General features: G+C 37.8%; 22 protein-coding genes and 2 pseudogenes. 8 read left to right on the top strand and 16 right to left on the bottom strand.

Features of this window, described 5'->3' with window-relative positions; all coding sequences use genetic code 11:
- Positions 1 to 81: 81 nt before the first annotated feature.
- Complete coding sequence (locus AB3219_RS06575) at positions 82 to 726, top strand: DUF1361 domain-containing protein (protein ID WP_216754462.1); 645 nt, start codon at positions 82 to 84, stop codon at positions 724 to 726.
- Positions 727 to 1170: 444 nt separating this feature from the next.
- Here the strand turns inward: AB3219_RS06575 and murB are convergent, their stop codons facing one another.
- Both murB and AB3219_RS06565 read right to left on the bottom strand, forming a co-directional pair.
- Positions 1171 to 2070, bottom strand: a complete 900-nt coding sequence (gene murB / locus AB3219_RS06570; RefSeq protein WP_216762528.1) for a UDP-N-acetylmuramate dehydrogenase — start codon at positions 2068 to 2070, stop codon at positions 1171 to 1173.
- Between the two features lie 27 nt (positions 2071 to 2097).
- Positions 2098 to 3012: a Gfo/Idh/MocA family protein gene (locus AB3219_RS06565; RefSeq protein ID WP_216754464.1), complete on the bottom strand. Its 915-nt coding sequence runs from the start codon at positions 3010 to 3012 to the stop codon at positions 2098 to 2100.
- Between the two features lie 688 nt (positions 3013 to 3700).
- On the opposite strand from AB3219_RS06565, the gene AB3219_RS06560 reads away from it, so the two are divergent.
- Positions 3701 to 4237: a 3'-5' exonuclease gene (locus AB3219_RS06560; RefSeq protein ID WP_216762529.1), complete on the top strand. Its 537-nt coding sequence runs from the start codon at positions 3701 to 3703 to the stop codon at positions 4235 to 4237.
- Here AB3219_RS06560 and AB3219_RS06555 read toward each other — a convergent pair.
- From AB3219_RS06555 to AB3219_RS06545, 3 genes are read right to left on the bottom strand one after another with little or no spacing between them, the layout of a single operon-like run.
- Complete coding sequence (locus tag AB3219_RS06555; RefSeq protein ID WP_216754466.1) at positions 4230 to 4739, bottom strand: GNAT family N-acetyltransferase; 510 nt, start codon at positions 4737 to 4739, stop codon at positions 4230 to 4232. The two genes, AB3219_RS06560 and AB3219_RS06555, sit on opposite strands and share 8 nt — an antisense overlap.
- On the bottom strand, positions 4736 to 5203 hold the full coding sequence (gene tsaE, locus AB3219_RS06550; RefSeq protein WP_216754467.1) for a tRNA (adenosine(37)-N6)-threonylcarbamoyltransferase complex ATPase subunit type 1 TsaE: 468 nt from the start codon (positions 5201 to 5203) through the stop codon (positions 4736 to 4738). The genes AB3219_RS06555 and tsaE overlap by 4 nt, the downstream gene beginning before the upstream one ends.
- A 3-nt stretch (positions 5204 to 5206) precedes the next feature.
- On the bottom strand, positions 5207 to 5929 hold the full coding sequence (locus AB3219_RS06545; RefSeq protein WP_057806703.1) for a uracil-DNA glycosylase: 723 nt from the start codon (positions 5927 to 5929) through the stop codon (positions 5207 to 5209).
- 133 nt (positions 5930 to 6062) lie between these two features.
- Here AB3219_RS06545 and AB3219_RS06540 point away from each other — a divergent pair, with 133 nt between their 5' ends.
- The 4 genes from AB3219_RS06540 (at position 6063) to AB3219_RS06525 (ending at position 9685) form a co-directional block, all read left to right on the top strand.
- Entirely contained in the window at positions 6063 to 6935 is an 873-nt protein-coding gene (locus tag AB3219_RS06540) for a Cof-type HAD-IIB family hydrolase (protein WP_216754468.1), read from the top strand.
- 26 nt (positions 6936 to 6961) lie between these two features.
- Positions 6962 to 7546, top strand: a complete 585-nt coding sequence (locus tag AB3219_RS06535) for an LURP-one-related/scramblase family protein (RefSeq protein ID WP_216762530.1) — start codon at positions 6962 to 6964, stop codon at positions 7544 to 7546.
- Between the two features lie 13 nt (positions 7547 to 7559).
- The gene (locus tag AB3219_RS06530) at positions 7560 to 8126 is read left to right on the top strand and encodes a GNAT family N-acetyltransferase (RefSeq protein WP_216754469.1); all 567 of its coding nucleotides are present in this window, start codon (positions 7560 to 7562) and stop codon (positions 8124 to 8126) included.
- 131 nt (positions 8127 to 8257) lie between these two features.
- Complete coding sequence (locus AB3219_RS06525) at positions 8258 to 9685, top strand: APC family permease (protein ID WP_216762531.1); 1428 nt, start codon at positions 8258 to 8260, stop codon at positions 9683 to 9685.
- Positions 9686 to 9797: 112 nt separating this feature from the next.
- Here the strand turns inward: AB3219_RS06525 and smpB are convergent, their stop codons facing one another.
- From smpB to AB3219_RS06505, 4 genes are all read right to left on the bottom strand, one after another.
- Positions 9798 to 10271, bottom strand: coding sequence for an SsrA-binding protein SmpB (gene smpB / locus AB3219_RS06520; protein ID WP_057806708.1), 474 nt, complete (start codon positions 10269 to 10271; stop codon positions 9798 to 9800).
- An 11-nt stretch (positions 10272 to 10282) separates the two neighbouring features.
- The gene (gene rnr, locus AB3219_RS06515) at positions 10283 to 12652 is read right to left on the bottom strand and encodes a ribonuclease R (RefSeq protein WP_216754645.1); all 2370 of its coding nucleotides are present in this window, start codon (positions 12650 to 12652) and stop codon (positions 10283 to 10285) included.
- Between the two features lie 72 nt (positions 12653 to 12724).
- A complete protein-coding gene (gene secG / locus AB3219_RS06510; RefSeq protein WP_057806710.1) occupies positions 12725 to 12961 on the bottom strand; it encodes a preprotein translocase subunit SecG in 237 nt (78 codons plus the stop codon).
- Positions 12962 to 13058: 97 nt separating this feature from the next.
- Positions 13059 to 14615: a ClC family H(+)/Cl(-) exchange transporter gene (locus AB3219_RS06505; RefSeq protein WP_260365676.1), complete on the bottom strand. Its 1557-nt coding sequence runs from the start codon at positions 14613 to 14615 to the stop codon at positions 13059 to 13061.
- 183 nt (positions 14616 to 14798) lie between these two features.
- Between AB3219_RS06505 and AB3219_RS06500 the strand changes: the two genes are divergently transcribed.
- Together AB3219_RS06500 and AB3219_RS06495 are read left to right on the top strand one after the other, a co-directional pair.
- On the top strand, positions 14799 to 15053 hold the full coding sequence (locus AB3219_RS06500; protein WP_216754758.1) for a transposase: 255 nt from the start codon (positions 14799 to 14801) through the stop codon (positions 15051 to 15053).
- Positions 15038 to 15934 (top strand): IS3 family transposase, encoded by an 897-nt coding sequence (locus AB3219_RS06495; RefSeq protein ID WP_311735503.1) that lies wholly within the window; start codon positions 15038 to 15040, stop codon positions 15932 to 15934. The genes AB3219_RS06500 and AB3219_RS06495 overlap by 16 nt, the downstream gene beginning before the upstream one ends.
- Positions 15935 to 16189: 255 nt before the next feature.
- Here the strand turns inward: AB3219_RS06495 and glpK are convergent.
- The 7 genes and pseudogenes from glpK to AB3219_RS06460 form a co-directional block, all read right to left on the bottom strand.
- Positions 16190 to 17694: pseudogene (gene glpK, locus AB3219_RS06490) on the bottom strand (glycerol kinase GlpK).
- A gap of 25 nt (positions 17695 to 17719) precedes the next feature.
- Positions 17720 to 18478, bottom strand: a complete 759-nt coding sequence (locus tag AB3219_RS06485) for a nucleoside phosphorylase (protein ID WP_216754730.1) — start codon at positions 18476 to 18478, stop codon at positions 17720 to 17722.
- Between the two features lie 121 nt (positions 18479 to 18599).
- Positions 18600 to 19919 carry a phosphopyruvate hydratase gene (eno, locus tag AB3219_RS06480; protein ID WP_057784285.1) on the bottom strand — a complete coding sequence of 440 codons (1320 nt, stop codon included), beginning with the start codon at positions 19917 to 19919 and terminating at the stop codon, positions 18600 to 18602.
- A gap of 71 nt (positions 19920 to 19990) precedes the next feature.
- Positions 19991 to 20746: a triose-phosphate isomerase gene (tpiA, locus tag AB3219_RS06475; protein ID WP_216754654.1), complete on the bottom strand. Its 756-nt coding sequence runs from the start codon at positions 20744 to 20746 to the stop codon at positions 19991 to 19993.
- 82 nt (positions 20747 to 20828) lie between these two features.
- On the bottom strand, positions 20829 to 22031 hold the full coding sequence (gene pgk, locus AB3219_RS06470; RefSeq protein ID WP_216754653.1) for a phosphoglycerate kinase: 1203 nt from the start codon (positions 22029 to 22031) through the stop codon (positions 20829 to 20831).
- A gap of 127 nt (positions 22032 to 22158) precedes the next feature.
- On the bottom strand, positions 22159 to 23181 hold the full coding sequence (gene gap, locus AB3219_RS06465; RefSeq protein WP_057806716.1) for a type I glyceraldehyde-3-phosphate dehydrogenase: 1023 nt from the start codon (positions 23179 to 23181) through the stop codon (positions 22159 to 22161).
- Positions 23182 to 23252: 71 nt separating this feature from the next.
- Positions 23253 to 24280: pseudogene (locus tag AB3219_RS06460) on the bottom strand (sugar-binding transcriptional regulator).
- Positions 24281 to 24338 lie beyond the last annotated feature (58 nt).

Raw genomic sequence — 24338 nt, 5'->3', positions numbered from 1 at the left:
TAATAAAAACTTCGTAATCCAGTCATTTTATAGCAAAATATTCGTTTGATCTGCTACAATTAAATTAGCGAGGAAAACACTATGACAACAAAGACAAAATGGATCATTCGACTTTGCTATGGCCTGGGATTACTTTACATTGCACTATTTGTGCACCCACCATATCATTTTTTACTTCTTAATACATTTTTAGCCTATATACCAATTGAAATTGCCTTTCATGTTGGTGAAAAACGGCCAAAAAATTCACTAGTTTTTTGGCTGACCATTTTAGTTTGGCTACTTTTTTATCCAAACGCGCCATACTTACTTACAGATCTTTTTCATCTTAGTCTTTTGCATCCCTATGGCAACACTGGATTGATCAGATTGTCCATCTCAATGTGGATTTATTATATCTATATGTTACTGGCAGTTATTCCCAGTGTTATGCTTGGTATGTGGAGTATGACTCAAGTCACGCGATCAATTGTGAAAAGATATCATATCCACCATAAAATTATCGAAATGGTAATTGTTGGCATCTTCACTACCCTATCCTCAATCGGGATTTTCATTGGCAGATTCTTACGGTTGCACACCATTTATTTGTTAATTAGCCCCGAATGGGTTTTAAAACCCATTTTTAACATGTGGTCGTTACAAATGTTGGCATTCGTTATTTTAATGACGCTCCTCCAAAGTACAATCTATGTTGTCTTACGGGTCATTCGAAATACTAATTAAAAAATATAAATAAAGAGGTCGGAAATTAATTTTTCCCGAGACCTCTTTTAATTTACTTAAATTTATGGATTAAATGTGTTTAACTGGGAGCTTCCGGCAACGATTCCTAAACTCATTTCCGTTTTACCTTTATAGCCGAAACGTGTTTAAAAGGGCAGCTTTTTCCGCTTGCCAGTTCTTGCGGTGCGATTTGCCGCCACAAGAATGGACAGTGTATGGAACAATCATTGATTATTAGTGCTTTTTACTAATAATCTTCCTTAATGTGAAATAGCAGCTACGGTGATTAAACGATTCCTAAACTCATTTCCTCTTTATCTTTATAGCCGAAACGTGCAAAAAGGAGCAGTTTCTTCCGTATAGCTACGATACTTCAACGATTCCTAACCCGAATCATTGAAATATCTAGGCTATACTCAGAAACTAAGCGCTCCTTTTGGCACTCTACTTTTCTCCAATTATCCTAACCTCAGTCTGCAAATGCACACCGAACTTTTCGAAAACCGTCTCCTGCACATGATGGATCACATTCAAATAATCCGTTGCTGTCGCACCACCCACATTAATAATGAAACCCGCATGTTTTCTTGAAACCTGTGCACCACCAATTTGAAATCCCTGAAGCCCCGACTCGTGAATCAACTTACCCGTAAAATAACCCGTCGGTCGCTTAAACACACTCCCACACGACGGATACTCCAACGGTTGCTTTGAAGCCCTCAATCGATTTAACTCGTCCATCCGAGCCCGAATCTTACCCGCATTTCCGGGTTGCAAATTGAATGTTGCTGACAACACGATATCATCATAATCCTGAATGCTACTGTGACGATAGCCGAAATTCAGCTCGTGATTTGTCAACGTTCGAATTTCTCCCTGTCGCGTTAAAATCTGTACCTTACTAACCACTTCACTAATTTCGCCACCATATGCACCCGCGTTCATGAAAACAGCACCACCAACACTACCTGGGATTCCGGCCGCAAACTCAACTCCCGTCAAACTAGCCTGATAAGCCACTTCAGTTGTTTCAATCAGCGCTGCCCCAGCTTCTGCAGTAACTTGATTTCCAGAAACCTGAATTTCTTTCATTTTAGTCAAAATAACTGTTAAGCCACGAATACCGCCATCGCGTACAATCAAATTGCTAGCATTGCCCACCACCGTTAAGGCCATGTCCTGTTGATCAGCCCAGCTTAATAACTGACTAACCTGATCAACAGTTTTAGGAAACGCTAAATAATCAGCAGGTCCGCCAGTTTTGGTATTTGTATATTTCGACAGTGGCTCGTGTTCTAATATTTGAATGTCTGGAAATGTTTCGGTTATCGTTTGCAAAATCATCTGAGTCCTTTCAATTACAATTAATTTCTATTTTAACACTTCGATCTGACGAACGGCATCCCGGCAAATACGGTGACTTTCAATTGCCGATTCTGGTGAAACTGGATTAGACTGTTTACCAGTGATTGCCGCCAAAAATTGACGTATCAGCGGATCAAAGCCACGTGTTACTAAAGTTGGTTGCCAATCTGGTACTGCTATTCTTTGCTGTCCCTGCGGCGTATTCAGGGTAAAGGTCTGACAATTTTCAACATTTGCTAAACCATTTTGGGTTTCAATAGCGGCCGTTTCCTCATTTACACCACCGACTAAATTAATTTCAGCAGTTGCCAAACTATGTTTAGTTTCAAGCGTCACAATTGCTTGATTCAGATTGCCATTAGTTATAAACAACTTCGATCTCTGTTCTTCAATGGGTTCATCAAGAAGGAAATTAATCGTATCCACCACATGAATCAGCAAATCATAAATCGCAAATTTAGCTTCTTGCACGCCATTTTCACGTATTTTAGCACTTCGTATAACTTGTTTGTCTGGTAAAGCCTTTAATTTCTGATATAGCGGTACAAAGCGACGATTGAAACCACAGGTCAAGATTAAATCGTGCTTTTTGGCTAATTCATAAAGTTCTGTTACTTCTTCAAAATTTTCTGAAACGGGTTTATCAACGTACACATTAATATCATGTTCTAATAAACTTTTGATGATTTGATAGTGCGTAAAAGTTGGTGTATGTACAAACACGGCCAATGGCTTTTGAGCAATCAATTCTTCAAGATTCTCTTCACCGTGCGTCACCCCATACTGTTGCATCAATTTAGCTCTTTTATCCGCATTACGCGTACAGAAATGCCATTCAAATTCATCTTGTAATGATGTAATTACTGGTAAATAAGCCTTTTGGGCAATATTACCTAATCCCATAACCCCAATTTTTTTCATATTTCTATCTCCCGTTATTTTTTCACTCAGGTTACTGCAGAGTTAATACTATCTTTATCAATTGCTTCAGATTATAATAAAATCACTAGAAATTTTTTACTAAGATTAATTGCTTAGCTAAAGGTTGAAAGTATCAAAATCACTTCAATAACTGATGTTGAACGACTTAACCTATAAACAGCAGTCTAACTGACGTCCTGCGGCTCACTTGGTCTGGAACGGGGGGGGCACGATTTGAAGCCAAGAAGAACACTTGTCTTCAAACTCGACCTTATTCTAAGTAATAAATTACTAAGAATAATTTCACCCCTGAGACCAATCGCCTCCAGACTAAGAATGTTTAATATTAAATAATGTTCAATAGCGCTAATATATAACAATTGTTATGTTAGTGTACTGATTTCAAAGATTAGATTTAGTCTGGAAGCAAATGGGCTCAGTAGTGACATTTATCTTAGCGGGTTTCGCTTAGATAAAGGCCGAGCTTAGAGACGTGGTTTTCGGCTCTAAGTCGTGCCCACTACGTTCCAGCCCGAATTTGCTGGAAGACGGCATTTAAATCTAATTTTGTTACCAAGAAATCTTTTGTATCAGGAAGTGAGATGTGTTTTGGTAGTTTCAACCTTTAGGTACTTAGCTCAATTTTCTCAAATAACTTCAACTGACTAATTTTGAAAGGATTTTTGTTATGAATTTTGTTGCAATGGATTTTGAAACAGCCTCCGCCAAACGATATAGTGCTTGCTCCTTAGCTCTGACAATTGTGCGCAATAATCAGGTTGCTGATGAATTTTATTCACTCATCAAACCAGATACTGAATTTAACTGGCGCAATGTCCAGATACATGGTATCCATGAAGCAGACGTTGCAGATGCGCCAACTTTTCCGCAGATCTGGCAAGTCATTAATCCTCTTTTTCAAACCAACCAATTGATCGTGGCACACAATGCACCTTTTGATAATGGCATTCTAAAGAGCTGTCTTGAACATTATGACCTTCAACGAACACACTACTTAACTCTAGATACCGTTCGTTCTAGTCGTAAATTTTTCCCGGAATTTGAAAATCATAAATTAGACACCGTTTGTAATCATCTAGGTATTGAACTTAATCATCACCATAATGCCTTCGATGATAGCTTGGCTTGTGCAAATATTCTATTATACGAAGCTAATAATTTTGGTGCCGAACAATTAAAACCATTTGTTCGTATGATTAACTAAATTGCAATTGCATATCTACCGTGGCATAAAAGATTCCATCTTTATCCTGGAATCCTTTTTTATTGGATTGAATTTCTTCAAATCCTAGTTTTTTATAAATATGGCTGGCACCCTGATTTCGTTTCTGGACAGTTAGCATTAATCCAGGTAACCAACTAAAGCTTTTTCCCCAAGTGATCGTCTCTTCAACCAATGCTGTTCCGAGTCCTTGATTCCAGAAAGATTTCAAAACTGCCACGCCAACTTCTCCTAATTTATGAGTTTCATCTTTCATCACCGTTGCCAGCCCAATTGCTTGATTTTGATATTTTGCCAATAACACCAAGTTTTCGCGACTCTGCTGAATCAGTTCAAGTTGACGTGCTTCAATGTCCACAGTTAATTTTGTCAAATCATCTTCCACGGTGAAGGTTTCCGTTTCCTCATCCAATTGTTTTAAAAGTGTCAAAACTGCACTGGCATCTTCACGAGTGGCTTCTGTAATCGTAACCTCTTCGCTCATTGAATAACCTCTTTTAACTGATCAACCAACTCTTCATAACGCTTGCCTTGTGGTTCAAAAGTTAGAATGCGTTGATTGTCATCCTTTTCATTACGAGCAATCTTTACTTTTAGGAAAGTATCTGGCAAATAATCACGAATAAATTGGGACCATTCAATGACAGAAACACCGCCACCAAAGAAGTACTCATCCCATCCAAGATCATCACCACCATCTTCCAGGCGATAGACATCCATATGAAAAAGTGGCATTCGTCCTTCATGGTATTCATGAATAATTGTAAAAGTTGGACTCTTTACATACCGTTTAATTCCTAAACCTTTAGCCAAACCTTTGGTAAAAGTAGTTTTACCGGCACCTAGATCGCCATCTAATAAAAGCACATCATTGGGATTGAGCATAGGAGCTAATTGCATCCCAATTTTTTCAGTTTGCTGTGCATCATTTGTTTTGATTGTAAACATGAGCTACCTCGTTTGTTGATAATTATGTTTTGCATCGTCCGAAAGTTCCACATGTTCTGGCAACTGCCAATCAATTGGTTTTTCTCCTAAAGCTGTCAAGGCTGCATTCGTTTTTGAAAATGGATGCGAACCAAAAAAACCATGATATGCAGAAAATGGGCTTGGATGAGCAGATTTAATAATAATATTCCGTTTAGTGTCAATTAGTGAAATTTTTGCCTGAGCTGCTTTTCCCCACAGAATGAAAACCACAGGCGTTTCCCGTTCTGAGAGCCTTTGAATGGCAACATCTGTCAGTTGTTCCCAACCTTTGCCTTTGTGTGAGAAGGCTTGACCATTTCGGACAGTCAAAACTGTATTTAACATCAGCACTCCTTGTTTGGCCCACTTTTCTAAATAGCCATGAGAAACTGGTTTAATTCCTAGATCATCTTGCAATTCTTTATAAATATTTTGTAAGGAAGGTGGAATTCGTACGCCAGGCAAAACTGAAAAACTCAATCCGTGCGCCTGATGAGGTTCATGATAAGGATCTTGTCCTAAAATCACAACTTTAACCTGACTAAATGGTGTCCATTCAAATGCTTCAAAAATATGAAACATGTCTGGATGAATCAGTTGCGTACGATATTCTGTTTTTAAAAAATCATGCAAATCTTTATAATAGGCCTTTTCAAATTCGGGTCCTAAAACCTCTTGCCAATCATTATGAATAAACGTTTTCATTTTTACACCTCACCTCCATATTTTAGCATAGCCATAATTGTTTTAATAACATTAAATCCAATGAGTTTTGACTAAAAAAAAACAGGGATTCATGTTAAACTGAAGATATAAAACCTAGTGAGGACGTGAAAATATGATTTCAATAATTGCTTCTGATATGGATGGAACGTTACTGAATGAAAAAATGGAAGTATCAAGCGAAAACGCTGCTGCCATCAAACAAGCACAAAGTGAAGGCGTTCATTTCATTGTCGCAACCGGACGTCAACGCTCTGAGGCTAAACCTTTAATTGAACAGTTTGGCATTCAAGCACCCATGATTACCTTAAATGGTGCTGCTGTTTATGATGTTGACGGTAAAGCTTTAGATATGGTACCCCTTCATCGTGCTGCAGTTACTCAAATTATGCGTGAACTAAATTTGGCTGACCTCTACTATGAAGTCGTGACAGGTGATGGCGTGGTTTCTAATAGTCGTACTATGCATATTCAAAATCTTGCTCAACTGTTAAATAATCTTAATCCAGATACGCCTTTCAAACTGGCTGTGTCACTTGCATCAGCACGAGTGGAGTTAATGGATATTTCATACGTTGATAGTTATCAAGAACTAATTGATGATCACAATGTAAGAATTCTAAAGATTATTGCCTTTTCAAATGATGGGCCAAAAAAATTGAAACCCGTTTCTGAAAAAATTAACCAAAAAGTTGAAGTTGCCATAACGTCATCTTCACGAACTAATATTGAAATTAATAATATTCGTGCCCAAAAAGGAATTGCTTTACAACATTATGCCGATGAACTAAACATCCCCATGTCACAGGTTATGTCAATTGGTGATAATTTAAATGATGCGTCCATGCTAAAAATTGCGGACACAAGTTATGCCATGGGAAATGCAATTCCAGAAATCAAACAGTTAGCCAATCATCTAACCGTTTCTAACAACGAAAACGGAGTTGGAAAAGCCATTTTGGAACAACTCAAAACCAACCGTCAATAACGGCTTTGTTATGGGGGTAAACACATATGCGCAAGCTTTATGTACGGAACCAGGATGCAACCAATAAGGGAGCTACCGTTGTTCGCGATGACCATAATAATTCGTGCTATTTATTGGTTGGTAAATGGGGAATTCGCCACGATGCTCTATCTGTTTATGATATTCAGGGACATCTTTTAGCTGAAATCAAACAAACTTCAGTGGGTATTTTCCCTAAATTTGATCTGTTCTTTAATGGTAAAAAAATTGGTTCAATTTCTAAGACTTTTGGTGTTTTTCACGAATTCATGTATGTAAATAAATTAAAATGGTTTATTACTGGAAGCTTACGAACCGGTTTACATCATGTCTATAGTGGCCGTAAACGCATTATGACAGTCACACCTGTCATTTTATACGGGGATGGCTATAATGAACTGTTGATTACTTCTAAGGCTACAGAACCCGTTTGTATTTGTTTAGCTGCCATTCTTGATCATTGGACTCGCAAAGGATCCAAGTCTGATATCAAAAAGGGAGCTGCTCTACCTGGCTGGCAGCTTTCAAACGGAGAAACTAGTTTTAATAACATGCATAAACACAAAAAAGATAAAAATAAACTTACTGAATAAACGGAGGTTTGCTTTGCAAATTCAAGCAGCACAACTTAAAGATGTTCCACAAATTGTTAAATTAATAAAAGTTATTCTTGAAGAAATGGAACTACCTGCTCTTCATGAATTATCGAATACACAACTTACACAGCTCTTCGAAAAAACTTTTGCTTCTCCAGAATATCAGGGTCAACTTGCTAACTTAATTGTTGCCAAGGATCAAGATGAAGTTTTAGGTGTTATGTTTGGTTACATTGGTCAAAATGAACAGGCACTATTTGATGTATTTAAACGCTACTATTCTGAGTTATCAATTCCCAAAACAACCGTAATCTTTTCAGACGCAGAAGCTGACAAAGACGAATGGTATCTAAACTCACTTTGTGTTTCTGAAGCACACCGAGGTCAAGGTATTGGTACGCAATTACTTAATTACTTACCAACTATCGGTGAACAGGTGCATACACACGAGATTGGACTTCTAGTTGACTTTGAGAATCCACAGGCCGCTAAACTTTATCAACGCGTCGGCTTTAAAAACGAACGTGTTCAAGTCGTTGCTGGTCATCATTACTATCACTTAAAAAAACAAGTTTAACTATTAAAAAATCGAATCCGAACCACCTTAAAAAACTTGGGGCAAAAAATTAATTTTTGCTTCAAGTTTTTGTAGCATTTTGGATTTAATCTATGCTAAAATTAAATGATTTTTGAGATGGGATTTGAAATATGAAAAAAACAAAATACATTAGCTGGCCAGTCTTAGGACTCATGGCCTTCGTCAATGTCATTGGCTTTGACGATATTATTTATAATTTTAAGAACCAGGGCCTGGGTGTCATCACAACATGGATCTTTTTATTTGCCTTATACGTAATTCCCTATGGCTTAATGGTCGGTCAATTAGGTTCAACGTTCAGTCAATCTGGCGGCGGATTGAGTTCATGGGTGCGTGCTACGAGTGGTGACACCCTAGGCTACCTCACTGCTTGGACTTACTGGGCCGCGTCAATACCTTATGTCGTTGATACGGCTAATTCAGTTGTTGTCGCCTTTGGGTGGTTAATCAATGGTAATAATTCCATGGAACAACATATGTCAAACGCTATGTTTGCATTGTTGACCTTCTTAGTTTTTATCATTTTTATTTTTCTACAAAATCATATAAAAAATTCGCTTCAGCTTTTAAACGCATTGGGTGGTGGTGCCATGTTTATTATGACCATCCTTTTCGTTATCTTGACCGTAGTCAATTTGATGCATGGTGCACACATCGCTTCTGCACCATTGCATGTATCCACCTTTACTCCAAAAATTGATTTACATTTTTTCTCAACTTTAGGACTGTTAATTTATGCAACTAGTGGTTCAGAGCTGGTCGCTCCCTATGTAACGAGAATGCGTCATCCCAAACGTGATTTTCCTAAATCAATCATTATGTTAACTGTGATGGCCGGTTTTCTTACAATTTTCGGTTCATTTTCACTTGGTGTTTTCTTCAATGATCATCATTTACCAGCTGATTTGAAAATGAACGGCAGTTATTATGCATTTGATTTTGTTGGTCGTCACATTGGTCTGGGACACTCCATGATGTTTCTATTCTCTATAGCTCAGTTACTCTATATGTTTGCACTATTGGCACTTTTATTAGATGCCATGACCCGCATGTTGATCCTTGATACTGGTAAACGTTTTATGCCGCGTCAACTATTAAAACTAAATCGAAACGGACGACCAATTAATGGCTATCTGCTAACTTCTGGACTTTCCGCGGCAATTCTTCTAATGGGTGTATTTTTGCCCGATATGAATGAAATTTTTAACTGGCTATTGAATTTAAACGGAATCGTTTCGCCTTATGTCACTTGTTGGATCTTTTTTGCCTTTATGCAGGTACGGAAAAATTCACAGAAGTTTCACTCTGATTACGTATTCATCAAAAACGACCGTGTCGCCTATCTGGTAGCTCTGTGGTGTTTTATGATTACCTTTATAGCTGCAACCTTTGGTATTTTGCCACAGGATGTCCCACCAAGTTCCTTTACTTACTGGCAAGAGTTAGTGATGAATATCGTCACACCCGCAATCCTTCTTGCCTTAGGTTTAATCATGCCAACTATCGCTCGTATTCAACGTGAAAAAGCAGAAAAATAATTGTCATTAAAAAAAGCAACTGAGAAAAGTTAATTTTCTCAATTGCTTTTTTGCTTCATTTTGAATTATAAACTCAAAATTCTGTTTTCATTTTAAGCTACCTAAACTATTTTTATCGATAACGTTTAACTGCCTTTGCAATTTCACGCTCTTGATCACGACGTTTAATTGTTTCCCGTTTGTCGTACTCGTGCTTACCTTTTGCAACTCCAATTAAAACTTTCGCAAATCCATGTTTAATATAAACTTTTAAAGGAACAATTGTAATTCCCTTATTCTGAGTTTGTTCAGCCAATTCGGCAATCTGCTTTTTGTGTAAAAGCAGTTTACGATTACGCAAAGGATCATGGTTAAACTGATTTCCTTCTGTATACTCACTAATGTGAATATTCATTAAAATTGCCTCACCATTACGAATTTGAACATAACCGTCTTTAAGATTAATTCGGCTAGCTCGAACTGATTTAATTTCAGTTCCAGTTAACACCATCCCGGCCTCATACGTTTGCGAAATTAAATAATCGTGGCGTGCTTTTTTGTTTTGCGCTAAGGCCGAATTTTGAGTTTTCTTTTTAGCCTTTGCCATTTACATCACTCCTACTTTTTACGATCGTAAGTTTTTGAAGTTGACGTAGCCTTGTGAGAATTAGTTGAATGAAATTTCTTAGCAGAATTATTTCGATAAGTACTGGTTGATTTTTTATGGAAATTTTTATTATGACTTCCCTGTCGATTACCTGATTTGAAATTCCCACTGTTTCTAAATTGACGTGGTGGTAACTGAATTTCGCTTGTTGGTGTTTTTTCTGGATGCAACAACGCAAAATCAACTTCGCTTTGATCTTTGTCCACTCGAATTAATTTAACTTCAAGTTCCTGACCAATTTGATAAGTACGGTGCGTATTGCGACCAACCAAAGCCAATTGATTTTCCACATATTCATAATAGTCATCTTTCATCTGACTAATATGAACAAGTCCTTCAACGGTATTGTCCAATTCCACAAATAATCCAAACTTCATAACAGAACTAACAACCGCTTTGAATTCTTCACCGATATGATCGCCCATATACTCGGCTTTCTTCATACCATCTACATCACGTTCAGTGTCAATTCCGCGTCGTTCTAATTTGGAAGTATGTTCAGCAACTTCTGGAATTCGATCCACATATTGCGCCTTGGATTCTTCACCAATGCCATCTTGTGCGTAGTGACGAATCAATCGATGAACAAACATATCTGGATAACGACGAATTGGTGAGGTGAAATGTGTATAATACTGAGCAGCCAACCCAAAATGACCAAGAGAATCTTCCGAATATTTTGCCTGTTTCATACTTCGTAACATCATCACCGAAATCATTGTTTCTTCTTTACTACCGGCAACCTGTTTCAAAACACTCTGCAACATCTTAGGTTTAATATTTTTAGAACTACCCTTCACAGAATAACCAAAGTTGGTTAAGAACTCAAAGAAACTCAACATACGTTCACTATCTGGTGTTTCATGCACACGGTATAAGAAAGGCACTTTTAGTTCAGAATAGTGTTGCGCAACCGTTTCATTTGCTGCCAACATAAAGGATTCAATCATTCGTTCTGAAGTTCCTCGTACACGTACCTTAATATCAATTGGGTGACCAGTTTCGTCAACAATGATTTCTGCTTCGTTATCATCAAACTCGATAGCACCACGTCGCTTACGACGTTTCAACAAAATCTTGTGCAATTCAGCCATGGTTTCAAACATTGGTACTAAATCAGCATAACGCGCCCGTGTATTTTCATCATGAGCTTCAAGAATCTTGTTGACATCAGAATACGTCATTCGCGCATCAGATTTGATTACACTTGGATAAATCTTATGTTGAACAACTTTACCCTCTTCATCCATTTCCATTTCACAGGTCATCGTTAACCGTTCTACGTTGGGATTCAATGAACAAATTCCATTGGATAACTTTCTAGGTAGCATTGGTACAACACGATCTGTCAAGTAAACACTGGTACTTCGGCGATAAGCTTCGTGATCTAATGGTGAACCTTCTTTAACATAGTGACTGACATCAGCAATATTAACACTCAAATGATAATGTCCGTTTGCCATCTTATACACGCCAACTGCATCATCAAAATCTTTCGAGTCATCCCCATCAATTGTGACCACCGTTTCAGAAGTTAAGTCTTTACGGCCAGCTTTTTCAGCGTCCGTCACTGTCTCAGGAATTGATTTAATTTCTTCTTTAACATCATCAGGAAATTCATAAGGTACTTCATGTTGGTAAATCACCTGAAGAATATCAACACCAGGATCATCTTTAAAACCAATTGTTTCGACTGCCAGTCCAGCCATTAATTTAGGATGCTTTAAGTTAGGATACTGCGTAACTTCAGCAGTAATCACCGCACCGTTTTGAGGCTTGATTCCAGAAGCTAACACATCAAAATGATAAGATGCTAATTTCTTATCTTTTAATTCAATTTCGCCAATAACACCATTTTCAGGATCAGCTGCGGCCTGGAAAACCCCCACTGCCTGAGTAAAATGACGATCAGTTACTTTAGTTACGACTCCTTCTGGCCCTTTGTCATCACCTGGCTTTGCTGCTCGTGTAATTCGAACGTCAACTTCATCTTGATTGAGCGCAAATGCTGTATGGTCTTCACTGATATAAATATCAGGAACTTCAGGGTCAACTGCAACGAATCCAAAACCACGATCGTTAGCATGAAAAACACCATGCACTAATTGTTGATTAGATTGGATTGGTAATGTAAATTTGCCTTGTTCCGTAATATGCACTCGATTTGAACGTTCCATAATTGCCAGCTCTTTTACCAAAATATTAAAAACACTGGCTCCTTCTAAATTTAATTGTTGAAAAATTTCTTCAGCAGTAAAACTATCTTTTGGATGTTGATTTAAAAAGCTGCTTACTGAAGCTTGTAGTTTATTTGTTTCCATACTTTACCTCAAATTTTATATTGTTTTAAACCTTAATTAAAAGCCTCCTGCAAAACACAGGAGGCTTAATCGTTAGTGTGATGAAACGTAGACCATTGCGATCGCAACCGCAAAGAACACAATTCCGAGAACTAACGTGACTTTTTGCATAAACGCTTCGAATCCACGTGGCTTTGATTGGGCAAAAAGGTCATCCGCACCACCCGTAAGAGATGATAACGCATTATCAGTTTTTGCTGGTTGCATCATAACCGAAATGATAATCAAAACGGAAACAATCAATAATATTGTCATTAATAAATTATACAAGTAGCGACCTCCTACCTAAACTTGTAGTATATCTTCTATATTTTATCATAGTTTAGCTTTTTTTCCAGTCTTATGGCTAATTTTCCATAATTCAAGCCTACTTTGTTTGAACCGGAAGACGATCTAATAAATGCAAAAGATTTCCCCGATTACGATGACCAGTTGTGACTACCAAAGTATCACCTGCAATCAACAATGTATCACCATGAGGAATAATTTCGCGTTCACCACGGCGGATCGCAATTAATAAACTATTCTGTGGCCATTGAAAATCACGAACTTGATGACCAACCATGTAAGAACCTTCAAACAGTGGGAATTCTACCCGATCCAATTTTCCACCTGCATGTGGCATCGTTGGTTGCACTATTTTATGTAGTAATGATTCATAAATTGGTGCACCACCCAATATATCAACTACGATATACGCAGTAATTGAAACCACCGCTAACGGCATTAAATGATGAAGCGTTCCTACCATCTCTGTAATTAAAAGAATCGCAGTAAAAGGAGCCTTTTCGATTCCAGCGAAATATCCAGCCATAGCAATAATAATAAAATTGACTAAATAAGCTGATGGCATTAATCCTAACTGAATCATCGTTTTCCCATAAATTGCACCCAAAATGACACCTAATGATAGAATCGGTAAGAAAATTCCTCCTGGTAAACCAGATCCATACGAAATCATAGAAAATATAAATCTTAAAGCAAAAATACCAATCAACACAATCAATGTTGGTGAATGCGCAGCAATTGCTAAAATGATGTTATTTCCACCACCCATTAATTGAGGAATGTAAAGGCCAATGGGAATAATCAAAATAAAAGGTACGATGCCAAATAACCAATTTGGTAACCTTGTTAAGTAAGTGTACCAATCATTCATTTTCAATAAAATTCGTTGGTAAAAGAATCCCATTCCGCCAAGAAAAATCCCCAGTAATAACAGATGCGGATACATGGTAAGTGGCAAAGTCCGAGCATAAACAATATGTAAAACAGGAGTCGATCCAAAAAAGACTGTAGAAACAAAGCTTGAAACAATTGCACTAGCTAATGCTGTTGTCCATATTAATGGTGAAAAATTGTGATAAACTTCTTCAAGCACAAATAATGTACTTGCAATGGGCGCATTAAAGGCAGCAGACAATCCTGCTGCTGTCCCACTGGCAATGAGAACTCGCCGTTTCAATTCCGTTTGATGAGTTGCTTGTGCATAACCTTGTGCAACCGTTGCGCCTAATTGCATTGAGGGCCCTTCACGACCTAAGAACAATCCAGAACCATTTGACAGGATGCCGCCAACAAATTTTCGCCATAGTACTGGCCACCAAGCATACTCCAAGTTTCCAGATAATTGTCCTTCTACTTGAGGAATTCCGGATCCTTTTATTTCAGGATACTGCCGACCCATGTAACCAACCACAATAGCGACAAGAAGCATTAGCAGTAACCAAACCGGAATTAATGCAGGAGTCATCAAAAGGTACTTATAAACCACTAACATTAATTTCAAGCCATTCACAATACTTAAACGAAAAATACTGACCACTAATCCAGTAATGGCACCTGTAAGGCATCCCTGTAAAATATAAGTTAAATGTGTTCGATCAGGACTTGGTTTTTTAGTCGGTTGTGCTTGCCACTGCATATTTTTTCACTTCTCATTTTATAATTTTTAGAACATTACTACTTAGTATAGCACGAATTAGTTTAGCACGAAACTAAATCGCTCGGTAATTTTCTAAAATTAAAAAACAGCTAACCATGGAGCTAGTATAAATTATGGACAGCTTTTGGTAGAATATCTTTATCAAGATTGGAGATATCCTATATGGCCACTAAATATGATATTGATTTTAAGAAGATGATTGTGTCTCTTTATCAAAATGGGGAAAAGGTAAAAGATCTTACTAGCGAATATGGTATTTCAGATAAAAACATTTATGCTTGGATTAAACGTTATTCTAAAGATAAGCAAACTGGCATCAGCCAGGATGAATATCTCAAACTGAAAAAAGCTTATCAAAAGATTCAAGAGGAAAATGAAATCTTAAAAAAAGTCTTGACCATATTCGCAAAAAATTAGCTTCAGACTCAATCATTACCGCAGCTCACCAGGCAGCTAAGAATCACAATATAAGTGATGTTTGTCACGCCCTTAAGATCCCACGTTCTACTTTTTATAAAAATTCTATTTGTCATGTATCGAATCAAGAAAAGCGCCGCAAACGCTTTAAAAAATTGATTAAAGAAATTTATTTTGCTTCTGGACGTCGTTACGGAGCACCTAAAATTGCTAAAAAGCTGCAACATTGTGGTGAAAAAGTTTCTGAAAAATTTATTGGCAATTTAATGCATGAATTAGGATTGTGCTCCATCATTCGAAAAAAGTATACTTGGCATCCAAAGAAACAAAAAATTGAAGAACGGGAAAATATTATTGATCGTGATTTTTCAACTAAATCAATTAATCAAAAATGGGCAACAGACATAACTTATATTCACACCTTGCATGATGGTTGGCTGTATCTCTCATCAATTCTTGATTTGCACACGAAAAAAATTATTTCATGGAATCTTAGTTTAAACATGACTAATGAACTAGTTCTAAAAACTCTTAACCGGGCAATTATTAAATATAAGCCAAGTAATCTGATTGTTCATACAGATCTAGGATCTCAATATACAAGTAACGAGTTTGAATCAAGGCTTAAAGAGCTTAAAATCAAACATTCTTTCAGCCATAAAGGCTGTCCATACGATAATGCAGGTATAGAATCATTTCATGCGACCTTAAAGAAAGAAGATGTTTACCCACAAAAAGACAAATACAAAGATTTTAAATCAGCTAGAATCCAGCTTTTCAAATATATTGAAGGCTTTTACAATAGTCGCAGAATTCATGGAGCCCTTAATTTTATTACACCAAATGAGGCAGAACGACGAGCTCTAAGTGGAAGTATTTAAGTTGTGTTTTTGTGTGGAAGCAATTTATTGCTTCCTGCCAAATTAACAATACCATTCGTTAATAAGTCAAGGCCGCTGGAAGCGCCTCGCAGAGGTTTGCCTTGAGATTATTAACGAATGGTGTTACTGAATTAAAAATATATCAAAAAAGAAATTCTATGAAAAAGTGTCCACGTTCTTGACAGAAATCCACCATTTCAATATTAAGTCAGTAAAAACACAAACAAACCAGGGCTCAACAGAATATGGTAAACACTACTTCTTTCGATAAGGTTGATGCCTAAATAATTGAGCTGCTTTGACTGCCTCTTGCCAACCTGAATATAGATTCTGACGTTCCTCTTCATTCATATCCGGTAAAAATACTTGTCCAGTTTGATAAACTTTTTTAATATCTTCAATGTCCTTCCAAAAACCAACCCCTAGTCCAGCTAGGAAGGCTGCACCCAAAGCAGTGGTTTCAAGGTCTGCTGCGCGATCAATTTCGATTCCCAAAATATCTGCTTGAAACTGCATTAAATAATTATTACGGGAAGCACCACCATCAACCTTGAGCATTGGAATTTTAATACCCGCATCATGTTTCATTGTATCCACAACATCTCGTGTTTGATATGCCAATGCCTGTAACGTTGCTTTTATAAAGTCGTTTTTAGTCGTCCCTCTAGTAATACCAAAAACGGCCCCACGAGTAACAGAGTCCCAATATGGTGCTCCTAGGCCAGTAAATGCAGGTACTACATAAATTTCATTGCGATCAGTAGATGCATTAGCTGCCTGTTCGGAATCACCAGAATTTTTAAGTAATTGCATTCCGTCTCGCAACCATTGAATGGCTGATCCAGCCACAAAGATACTTCCTTCAAGAGCATAGTAGATCTGATTGTTAATTCCATAAGCAATTGTAGTAAGTAAGTTATGATCGGATAACTGTGGTTTTTTACCAGTATTCATCACAACAAACGCACCGGTTCCATAAGTATTTTTTATCATTCCGGGCTCAAACGCCATTTGGCCAAACAACGCAGCTTGTTGGTCACCAGCCATACCAGAAATTGGGACGCTGCTCCCATAGAAATGATAGTCTTTAGTTTGCCCATAGATCTCTGAATTAGACTTTACAGTTGGTAATAGAGCTCGAGGAATATTTAACAGCTTTAGAATATCGGTATCCCATTTTAAGTCATGAATATTAAATAACATTGTTCGACTGGCATTAGAGTAATCTGTCACATGCACGTCCCCACCAGTTAATTTCCAAACTAGCCAGGTATCAATAATAACTCCCCATTTTCAGCTCGTTGTTGAGCATTAGGAACGTGATCCAAAATCCACCTAATCTTGGTTGCTGAAAAATACGCATCCACAATTAAACCAGTTTTTTGATGAATTTCCTGTTGATAGCCAGCCAATATTAATTCATTTGCAATATCTGCTGTTTGGCGCGATTGCCATACAATTGCATTATAAATTGGTAAACCGGTTTTTTTATCCCATATAACCGTTGTTTCCCGTTGATTAGTAATGCCAATGCCACTAATTTGAGAAGGTCGAATTCGTGATTTAATTAAAGCATCCGCAATCGTCGATAAAACTGCTTCCCAAATTTCATTGGCATCATGCTCCACCCACCCTGGATTTTGAAAAATTTGTTTAATCTCTCGCTGTGCATCCACCACTTTTTGACCACGATGATCAAAAATGATTGCTCGTGTACTTGTTGTCCCCTCATCAATTGACAGTATGTATTTTTCGGTCATGATATAACTCAATTTTTCTGTAATTTTAAAATGATTTCACTAAGTTTGCAGCTAAAATCAACGCCTTTTCGTGTGCTGCTGCTACCCAGTCACGTTCATGATAGTTTTTAACGTTTGCTAAAGAATCAGCCGTAAAGAAAACTTGCCCAAAAACAACGTGTCGAAATTGTGCACATGCTGCCAAAGCTGCACATTCCATTTCGACAACTTCGCATCCTTGTAGCTTTCGTTTTTGAATCAATTTAGGAGTTTCACGAAAAAAACCATCGATTGTCCAAGTTTTAACCTCATGAAAACGTAAATGTTGACTAATTAAACTTTTTTCAATTTTCTCAATTGTCTGCTGATTCAATTTAATCACATCGCTCTTAGGCACGTAATGAAAAGAGGTTCCTTCATCACGCAATGCGATCGTTGGTAATAAAAATTCATTTTCTGGGATATCCGTTAACACACCGCAACTACCAACACTTATAATTTGCTTCACACCAAAATAAATTAAAAAATCCAAAAATTGAGTCGCGGCAGGTGCTCCCAGTGGCGCCTGTGCAACAGTAACCAATTCATCTTGAAAATCACATTCATAGACTGGAAAAGATTTCGTAATCGTTTCAAAAATTCCAATTTGTTTACCATTATAATCTTGCACAAATTGTACAATCTCAGTTTCACTTAAAAAAGGAAAAATTGCCTTATTGTGAAAGTGGAACGGACCGTCATGACTTGGCATCAATACAGCTTCCTGCTGGTCATCAAAATCAAAAAGCGCTAAATTGTCTGACATATCAAACACCTACTTTGAAGAGTTTGTTTCTATTCTGCACTTTTTTACTTTTAACAAACACAAAAAAGAGCTCTTCGAAAAAATCCGAAAAGCTCCTTCCAAAACACATTTTTAAATGAAATTACTTATTTGTAATTGCATTACGTGCTTGTTCACTTAAGTTGTAGAATGCATGGATACCCTTGTATTGAGCAACTTCACCTAATTGATCTTCGATACGCATCAATTGGTTGTACTTAGCAATACGTTCCGTACGGCTCATTGAACCAGTCTTAATTTGACCAGCATTCAAAGCAACAACTAAGTCAGCAATTGTAGTATCTTCTGTTTCACCAGAACGATGTGAAACGATTGCTGTATAGCCAGCTTCTTTAGCCATTTCAATAGCATTAACAGTTTCTGTCAATGTACCAATTTGGTTCAACTTGATTAAGATGGCATTACCAACACCCATCTTAATTCCCTTAGCAAGGTAGTCAGTGTTTGTAACGAACAAGTCATCACCAACAATCTGAACTTTCTTACCAAGTTTTTCAGTAGCCATTTGCCAATCTTCCCATTCGTTTTCATCCAAAGGATCTTCGATAGAAACAACTGGGTACTTGTCAACAATACTATCAAGTAAGTCAACAAATTCTGATGCAGTATATGACTTGCCGTCACCCTTTAAGTCATATTTCTTTGTCTCAGTGTTGTAGAATTCTGATGCAGCACAATCAAAGGCAATTGCAATGTCCTTACCTGGTTTGTAGCCAGCACGCTTGATAGCTTCAACAAGAATTTCAAATGGTTCCTCGTTGTTCTTCAAGTCAGGAGCAAATCCACCTTCATCACCAACAGCTGTAGAGTATCCTTGCTCGTTTAACAAGTTCTTTAAGTTGTGGAATGTTTCTGATGACCAACGAATTGCTTCTGTAATTGTTGGTGCGCCAACAGGCATAATCATGAATTCTTGGAAGTCAACATCGTTATTAGCATGTTTCCCACCGTTGATAACGTTCAACATTGGTGTTGGTAAAACATGTGCGTTGAATCCGCCTAAGTAGTTGTACAAAGGAATTTGGAGTTCATCAGCAGCAGCACGTGCAGCAGCTAAAGAAACACCAAGGATTGCGTTAGCACCTAATTTAGCTTTGTTTGGTGTACCATCAAGCTTAATCATAGCTTGGTCAATTGCTAATTGGTCAGTTACTTCATAACCAACAATTTCCTTAGCAATTAATTTATTAACATTTTCAACAGCCTTGGTTACGCCTTGGCCCATGAACTTGCTCTTGTCGCCATCACGAAGTTCAACAGCTTCATGTTCACCAGTTGAAGCACCAGAAGGAACGATTCCACGGCCAAAGCCGCCATCTTCTGTATATAATTCAACTTCAACAGTTGGGTTACCACGTGAATCTAAAACCTGACGTGCATAAATATCAGTAATAAGTGACATATTGTAATTTCTCCTCACTAAATTTAGTAAATTCTGTTACAAATCAATTGTATTACAAAACTGCTCTAAAATTAAGCGTTAAACTTAACTAATTCTAAGAATGATTCTGGAACAAGACTTGCACCACCGACTAAGCCACCATCGATGTCATCTTTACCCATTAATTCTTTAACATTAGCAGGCTTTACACTACCACCGTATTGAATACGAACTTTGTCCGCTGTTGTTTGGTCATACAACTTAGCAACAGTTTCACGAAGAACATGACAAACTTCTTGAGCTTGATCACTTGAAGCAGTCTTGCCAGTTCCAATTGCCCAGATTGGTTCATATGCAATTACAAGTGAAGCAACTTGTTCTGCAGATAAGCCTTTAAGTGCATTGGTGATTTGGCCAGAAACCCAGTCATTGGTTTGACCAGCTTCACGTTGTTCAAGAGTTTCACCACAGCAAATAATTGGTAACATATTGTTAGCAAAAATTGCTTTAGCCTTTTTGTTAATATCTTTGTCAGTTTCTTTGAAATATTGACGACGTTCTGAATGACCAATAATGACGTAATCAACACCCATTTCAGAAAGAACTTTAGGTGAAGTTTCACCAGTAAAAGCACCTTCGTCTTCAAAGTAACAGTTTTCTGCAGCAACTTTTAATTCAGAGCCCTTTGCAGCATCTAATAAGGCTTGTAAGTCAACAGCAGGTGCACCGATAACAGATTCAACTTTGCTACTTGCAGGTAAGTCAGCCTTAACTGCATTTACAAACTCAGTTGTTTCCTTAGGGTTCTTATTCATTTTCCAATTTCCAGCAATAATTGGTGTACGCACAATAATACTTCCTTTCATTAATAACAGATTTCAGTTATGTAACAGCAAAGAGCCTGAAATGTTTTTCAAGCTCACTGTTAACTTATTTGTCTGAAATAGCTGCAATTCCTGGTAAAGTTTTACCTTCAAGGTACTCAAGTGAAGCACCACCACCAGTAGAAATATGAGTCAACTTATCGCCAACGCCAAGTTGTTTAACAGCAGCAGTTGAATCACCACCACCAACAATTGTAGTTGCATCTGATAATGTGCCTAAGAACTTACCAACTTCAAGAGTTCCTTTAGCATAGTTACTCATTTCGAATACACCCATTGGGCCATTCCAAACAACAGTTTTAGCATCAATCAAAACATCTTCAAATGCTTTGATTGATTTTGGCCCGATATCAAGTGCCATATAGCCATCAGGAATATCTCCCTCAACAACTTTACTTGGCACATCGTTATCAAATTTTTCAGCAACAACATTGTCAGTAGGAAGCACGATCTTGTCGCCAGCTTTAGCTAAGATTTGTTTTGCTAAATCAATCTTGTCTTTTTCAACAAGTGAGTTACCAATTTTAAGGCCTTTAGCTGCATAGAAAGTATATGTCATACCACCACCGATAATAACTTTGTCAGCTTTATCAAGTAAGTGATCAATGACACCGATCTTATCAGAAACCTTAGCACCACCCAGAATAGCAACAAATGGATGCTTTGGATTATCAACAGCATTACCTAAGAACTTGATTTCCTTTTCCATTAAGAAACCAGCAGCAACTGGCTTGTTAGCAGCTTTCATAGCTGTTGCAATACCAACGTTTGAGGCATGCTCACGATGAGCTGTACCAAATGCATCATTGACGAATTCATCGCCAAGTGAAGCCCAGTATTGACCCAATTCAGCATTATTGCCGCTTTCTTTCTTACCATCAAGATCTTCAAAACGAGTGTTTTCGAATAACAAAACATCGCCGTCTTTCATATCAGCAATGGCATCCTCTAATTGTTTGCCACGTGTTGCTGGTACAAATGTTACAGGTTTGCCCAAAAGATCTGACAAACGTTGTGCAACTGGACGCATGGTTAAGGCTTTCTTGTCATCCTCAGTCTTAACACGGCCAAGATGTGAAAATAAGATTGCTTTACCATCATGTTCAATAATATATTTAATGGTTGGTAATGCAGCCACGATACGGTTATCATCACCGATGACACCATCTTTTACAGGGACGTTAAAATCAACACGCATTAAAACTTTTTTGTCTTTAACGTCTAAATCTGAAACTGTTAATTTAGCCAAAGTTTATTCCTCCTGTTTAAGAAATTTCATGTATTTTTAAATTAAAAAAGGCGGAGGAAGTTTGCCTCCCTCCGCCTTAAACCGTTAGACGGTTTTGAAATCTGCAAACTTAAAGATTAATTAAATCCTAGAGAGTAGCAAACTTCAATAAAGTACGTACCATTTGGCAAGTGAAGCCGTATTCGTTGTCGTACCAAGCAACAGTCTTAACTAATTGTTTGTCTCCAGCGGTTGTAACTTCAGTTTGTGTTGGGTCAAAGATTGAACCGAATGTAGTTCCGATAACGTCACTAGATACGATTTCATCTTCGTTGTAACCAAATGATTCGTTGTTTTCAGTATGTTTCTTAATTGCAGCATTAACTTCGTCAGCTGTAACGTTCTTACCTAAGATAGATACTAATTCAGTCAATGAACCATCAACAACACCAACACGTTGTGCATGTCCTTGTAATTTACCATTCAATTCTGGGATTACAAGACCAATAGCCTTTGCAGCACCAGTTGAATGAGGAATTGTGTTAACACCGGCAGCACGAGCAGCACGTAAGTTTCCACCACGAACTGGGCCATCAAGTAACATTTGTGTACTTGTGTAAGCATGGATTGTTGTCATTGTACCTACTTCAATACCAAATTCTTGGTTTAAGAAGTAAGCCATAGGTGCTAAACAGTTTGTTGTACATGAACCAGCAGAAACAATCTTGTCATCTGCAGTCAAAACGTCATCATTAACGTTGTAAACAACAGTCTTAAGGTCGTTACCAGCAGGAGCAGAAATCAGAACACGTTTTGCGCCAGCATCCAAATGAGCTTGTGATTTTGCCTTTGATGTATAGAAACCTGTACATTCAAGAACAAAGTCAACACCGTCAGCTTTAACCCATGGAATATCTTGTGCTTTAGGTTCAGCGTAAACACGGTATTTCTTGCCATCAACGATGATGGAGTCTTCTGTTGCGCTAACCTCACCAGGGAAAGTACCATGTGTTGAGTCATACTTCAATAAGTGTGCCAACATTGCTGGACTTGTCAAATCATTGATAGCCACAACTTCGATATCATTTGACTTTGCGCCTAATTCATAAATACGACGGAAAGCTAAACGACCGATACGTCCAAAACCATTAATACCAATCTTTACAGTCATACTAAGATTTCCTCCTTTAGGAATTCAAAAAATAATTTTTTATTTTAAAAAGTGATATTTGTAAACAAACATTACTTTTTTAAAATCAAGTTTGCGGCACCTTCGTCAGTAATTAAATAAGTCTGATGAGGTGCTAAATTCATGTATGAACGAATTGCTTGGGCCTTTGTATGACCACCTGCAATCGCAAAAACATGATCGATAGATTGAATACGCTCTAATTGTAAACCAATTCGAGGTACTCGGTAGACGATTTCGCCTTGCTGATTATAAAAGCATCCAAATGCTTCTCCGACCGCTTTTTTTGTTCAAGAAGTTGAAGAATGTTAGGATCAACTTCTCTTCTTTCGGCCATTTCATCAGCTCGTCCAATGCCGTGAATCACAACATTGCTTTGTTCAATTAGTTGAAGAACTAGTTGAACACTTGGCTCCTCTAACAACGGTTGATAACTTTTCTCACTTAGCTTTTCTGGTACGTACATGGATTGGCTTTCGCCATGCGTGCGTTGTGCCATAATTGAGCAAACTGTATTAGCTTGCATTGCTAATGATTGTCCCATACCGCCACGTCCAGGAACAAACGTAAGCCGCCGTTTGGTGGATAATTCTGGTGAGAACTCCTTGGCAACTTGTGCCATGGTGTTACCACCCATAACCACTATTACATTATTACCCTCTGGCAAGATTTTTGCAAGTGTATCGTTTAGAATTCCTCCCAAACTAGCAAATACCCGATCTTGCGCATCGCAATCACCAAAAACGATAAAACAACGATCGATATTAAGCAATCGTGCTAAGTCTCTTTCAGACTGCTGTAAGCCAAGCATGTCATTAACCATATCACTTAAGCCATTCAAAACTGAGCGGCCTTCCTTAGTTAATGTCATTCCTGCCGGTGAGGATTGAATCAAGTCCAGTTGCCTAAGCATATCCGTGTGAGTTCTTAAACCTCGCTCGCTCATATCAAGGTGAACTGCCAATCCTCGTCTACCAATGGGAGCCATTAAAGCGATCGTCCGTAGAACCGAAAAACGCTTTAAAAACACATCTACCATATCTGGTGCGATGGCTTCCAGCCATTTCAACTCATTTTGCATGATCTTTGCTCCCAATTGGGACGTCTAGCGTCCATACGTGTCAGCTAACGACCCAACA

Origin of the sequence: Pediococcus ethanolidurans (assembly GCF_964062635.1) — a bacterium.
Taxonomy (GTDB): domain Bacteria; phylum Bacillota; class Bacilli; order Lactobacillales; family Lactobacillaceae; genus Pediococcus; species Pediococcus ethanolidurans.
Note: the sequence above shows the minus strand (reverse complement) of the source record. Positions and strands in the feature narration are given on the sequence as shown.

Bases quoted from the DNA above. Each gene is read 5' to 3' on its own strand.
- AB3219_RS06575 (WP_216754462.1), top strand. From the start codon at position 82: ATGACAACAAAGACAAAATGGATCATTCGACTTTGCTATGGCCTGGGA.
- murB (WP_216762528.1), bottom strand. From the start codon at position 2,070: ATGATTTTGCAAACGATAACCGAAACATTTCCAGACATTCAAATATTA.
- AB3219_RS06565 (WP_216754464.1), bottom strand. From the start codon at position 3,012: ATGAAAAAAATTGGGGTTATGGGATTAGGTAATATTGCCCAAAAGGCT.
- AB3219_RS06560 (WP_216762529.1), top strand. From the start codon at position 3,701: ATGAATTTTGTTGCAATGGATTTTGAAACAGCCTCCGCCAAACGATAT.
- AB3219_RS06555 (WP_216754466.1), bottom strand. From the start codon at position 4,739: ATGAGCGAAGAGGTTACGATTACAGAAGCCACTCGTGAAGATGCCAGT.
- tsaE (WP_216754467.1), bottom strand. From the start codon at position 5,203: ATGTTTACAATCAAAACAAATGATGCACAGCAAACTGAAAAAATTGGG.
- AB3219_RS06545 (WP_057806703.1), bottom strand. From the start codon at position 5,929: ATGAAAACGTTTATTCATAATGATTGGCAAGAGGTTTTAGGACCCGAA.
- AB3219_RS06540 (WP_216754468.1), top strand. From the start codon at position 6,063: ATGATTTCAATAATTGCTTCTGATATGGATGGAACGTTACTGAATGAA.
- AB3219_RS06535 (WP_216762530.1), top strand. From the start codon at position 6,962: ATGCGCAAGCTTTATGTACGGAACCAGGATGCAACCAATAAGGGAGCT.
- AB3219_RS06525 (WP_216762531.1), top strand. From the start codon at position 8,258: ATGAAAAAAACAAAATACATTAGCTGGCCAGTCTTAGGACTCATGGCC.
- smpB (WP_057806708.1), bottom strand. From the start codon at position 10,271: ATGGCAAAGGCTAAAAAGAAAACTCAAAATTCGGCCTTAGCGCAAAAC.
- rnr (WP_216754645.1), bottom strand. From the start codon at position 12,652: ATGGAAACAAATAAACTACAAGCTTCAGTAAGCAGCTTTTTAAATCAA.
- AB3219_RS06505 (WP_260365676.1), bottom strand. From the start codon at position 14,615: ATGCAGTGGCAAGCACAACCGACTAAAAAACCAAGTCCTGATCGAACA.
- AB3219_RS06500 (WP_216754758.1), top strand. From the start codon at position 14,799: ATGGCCACTAAATATGATATTGATTTTAAGAAGATGATTGTGTCTCTT.
- AB3219_RS06485 (WP_216754730.1), bottom strand. From the start codon at position 18,478: ATGTCAGACAATTTAGCGCTTTTTGATTTTGATGACCAGCAGGAAGCT.
- eno (WP_057784285.1), bottom strand. From the start codon at position 19,919: ATGTCACTTATTACTGATATTTATGCACGTCAGGTTTTAGATTCACGT.
- gap (WP_057806716.1), bottom strand. From the start codon at position 23,181: ATGACTGTAAAGATTGGTATTAATGGTTTTGGACGTATCGGTCGTTTA.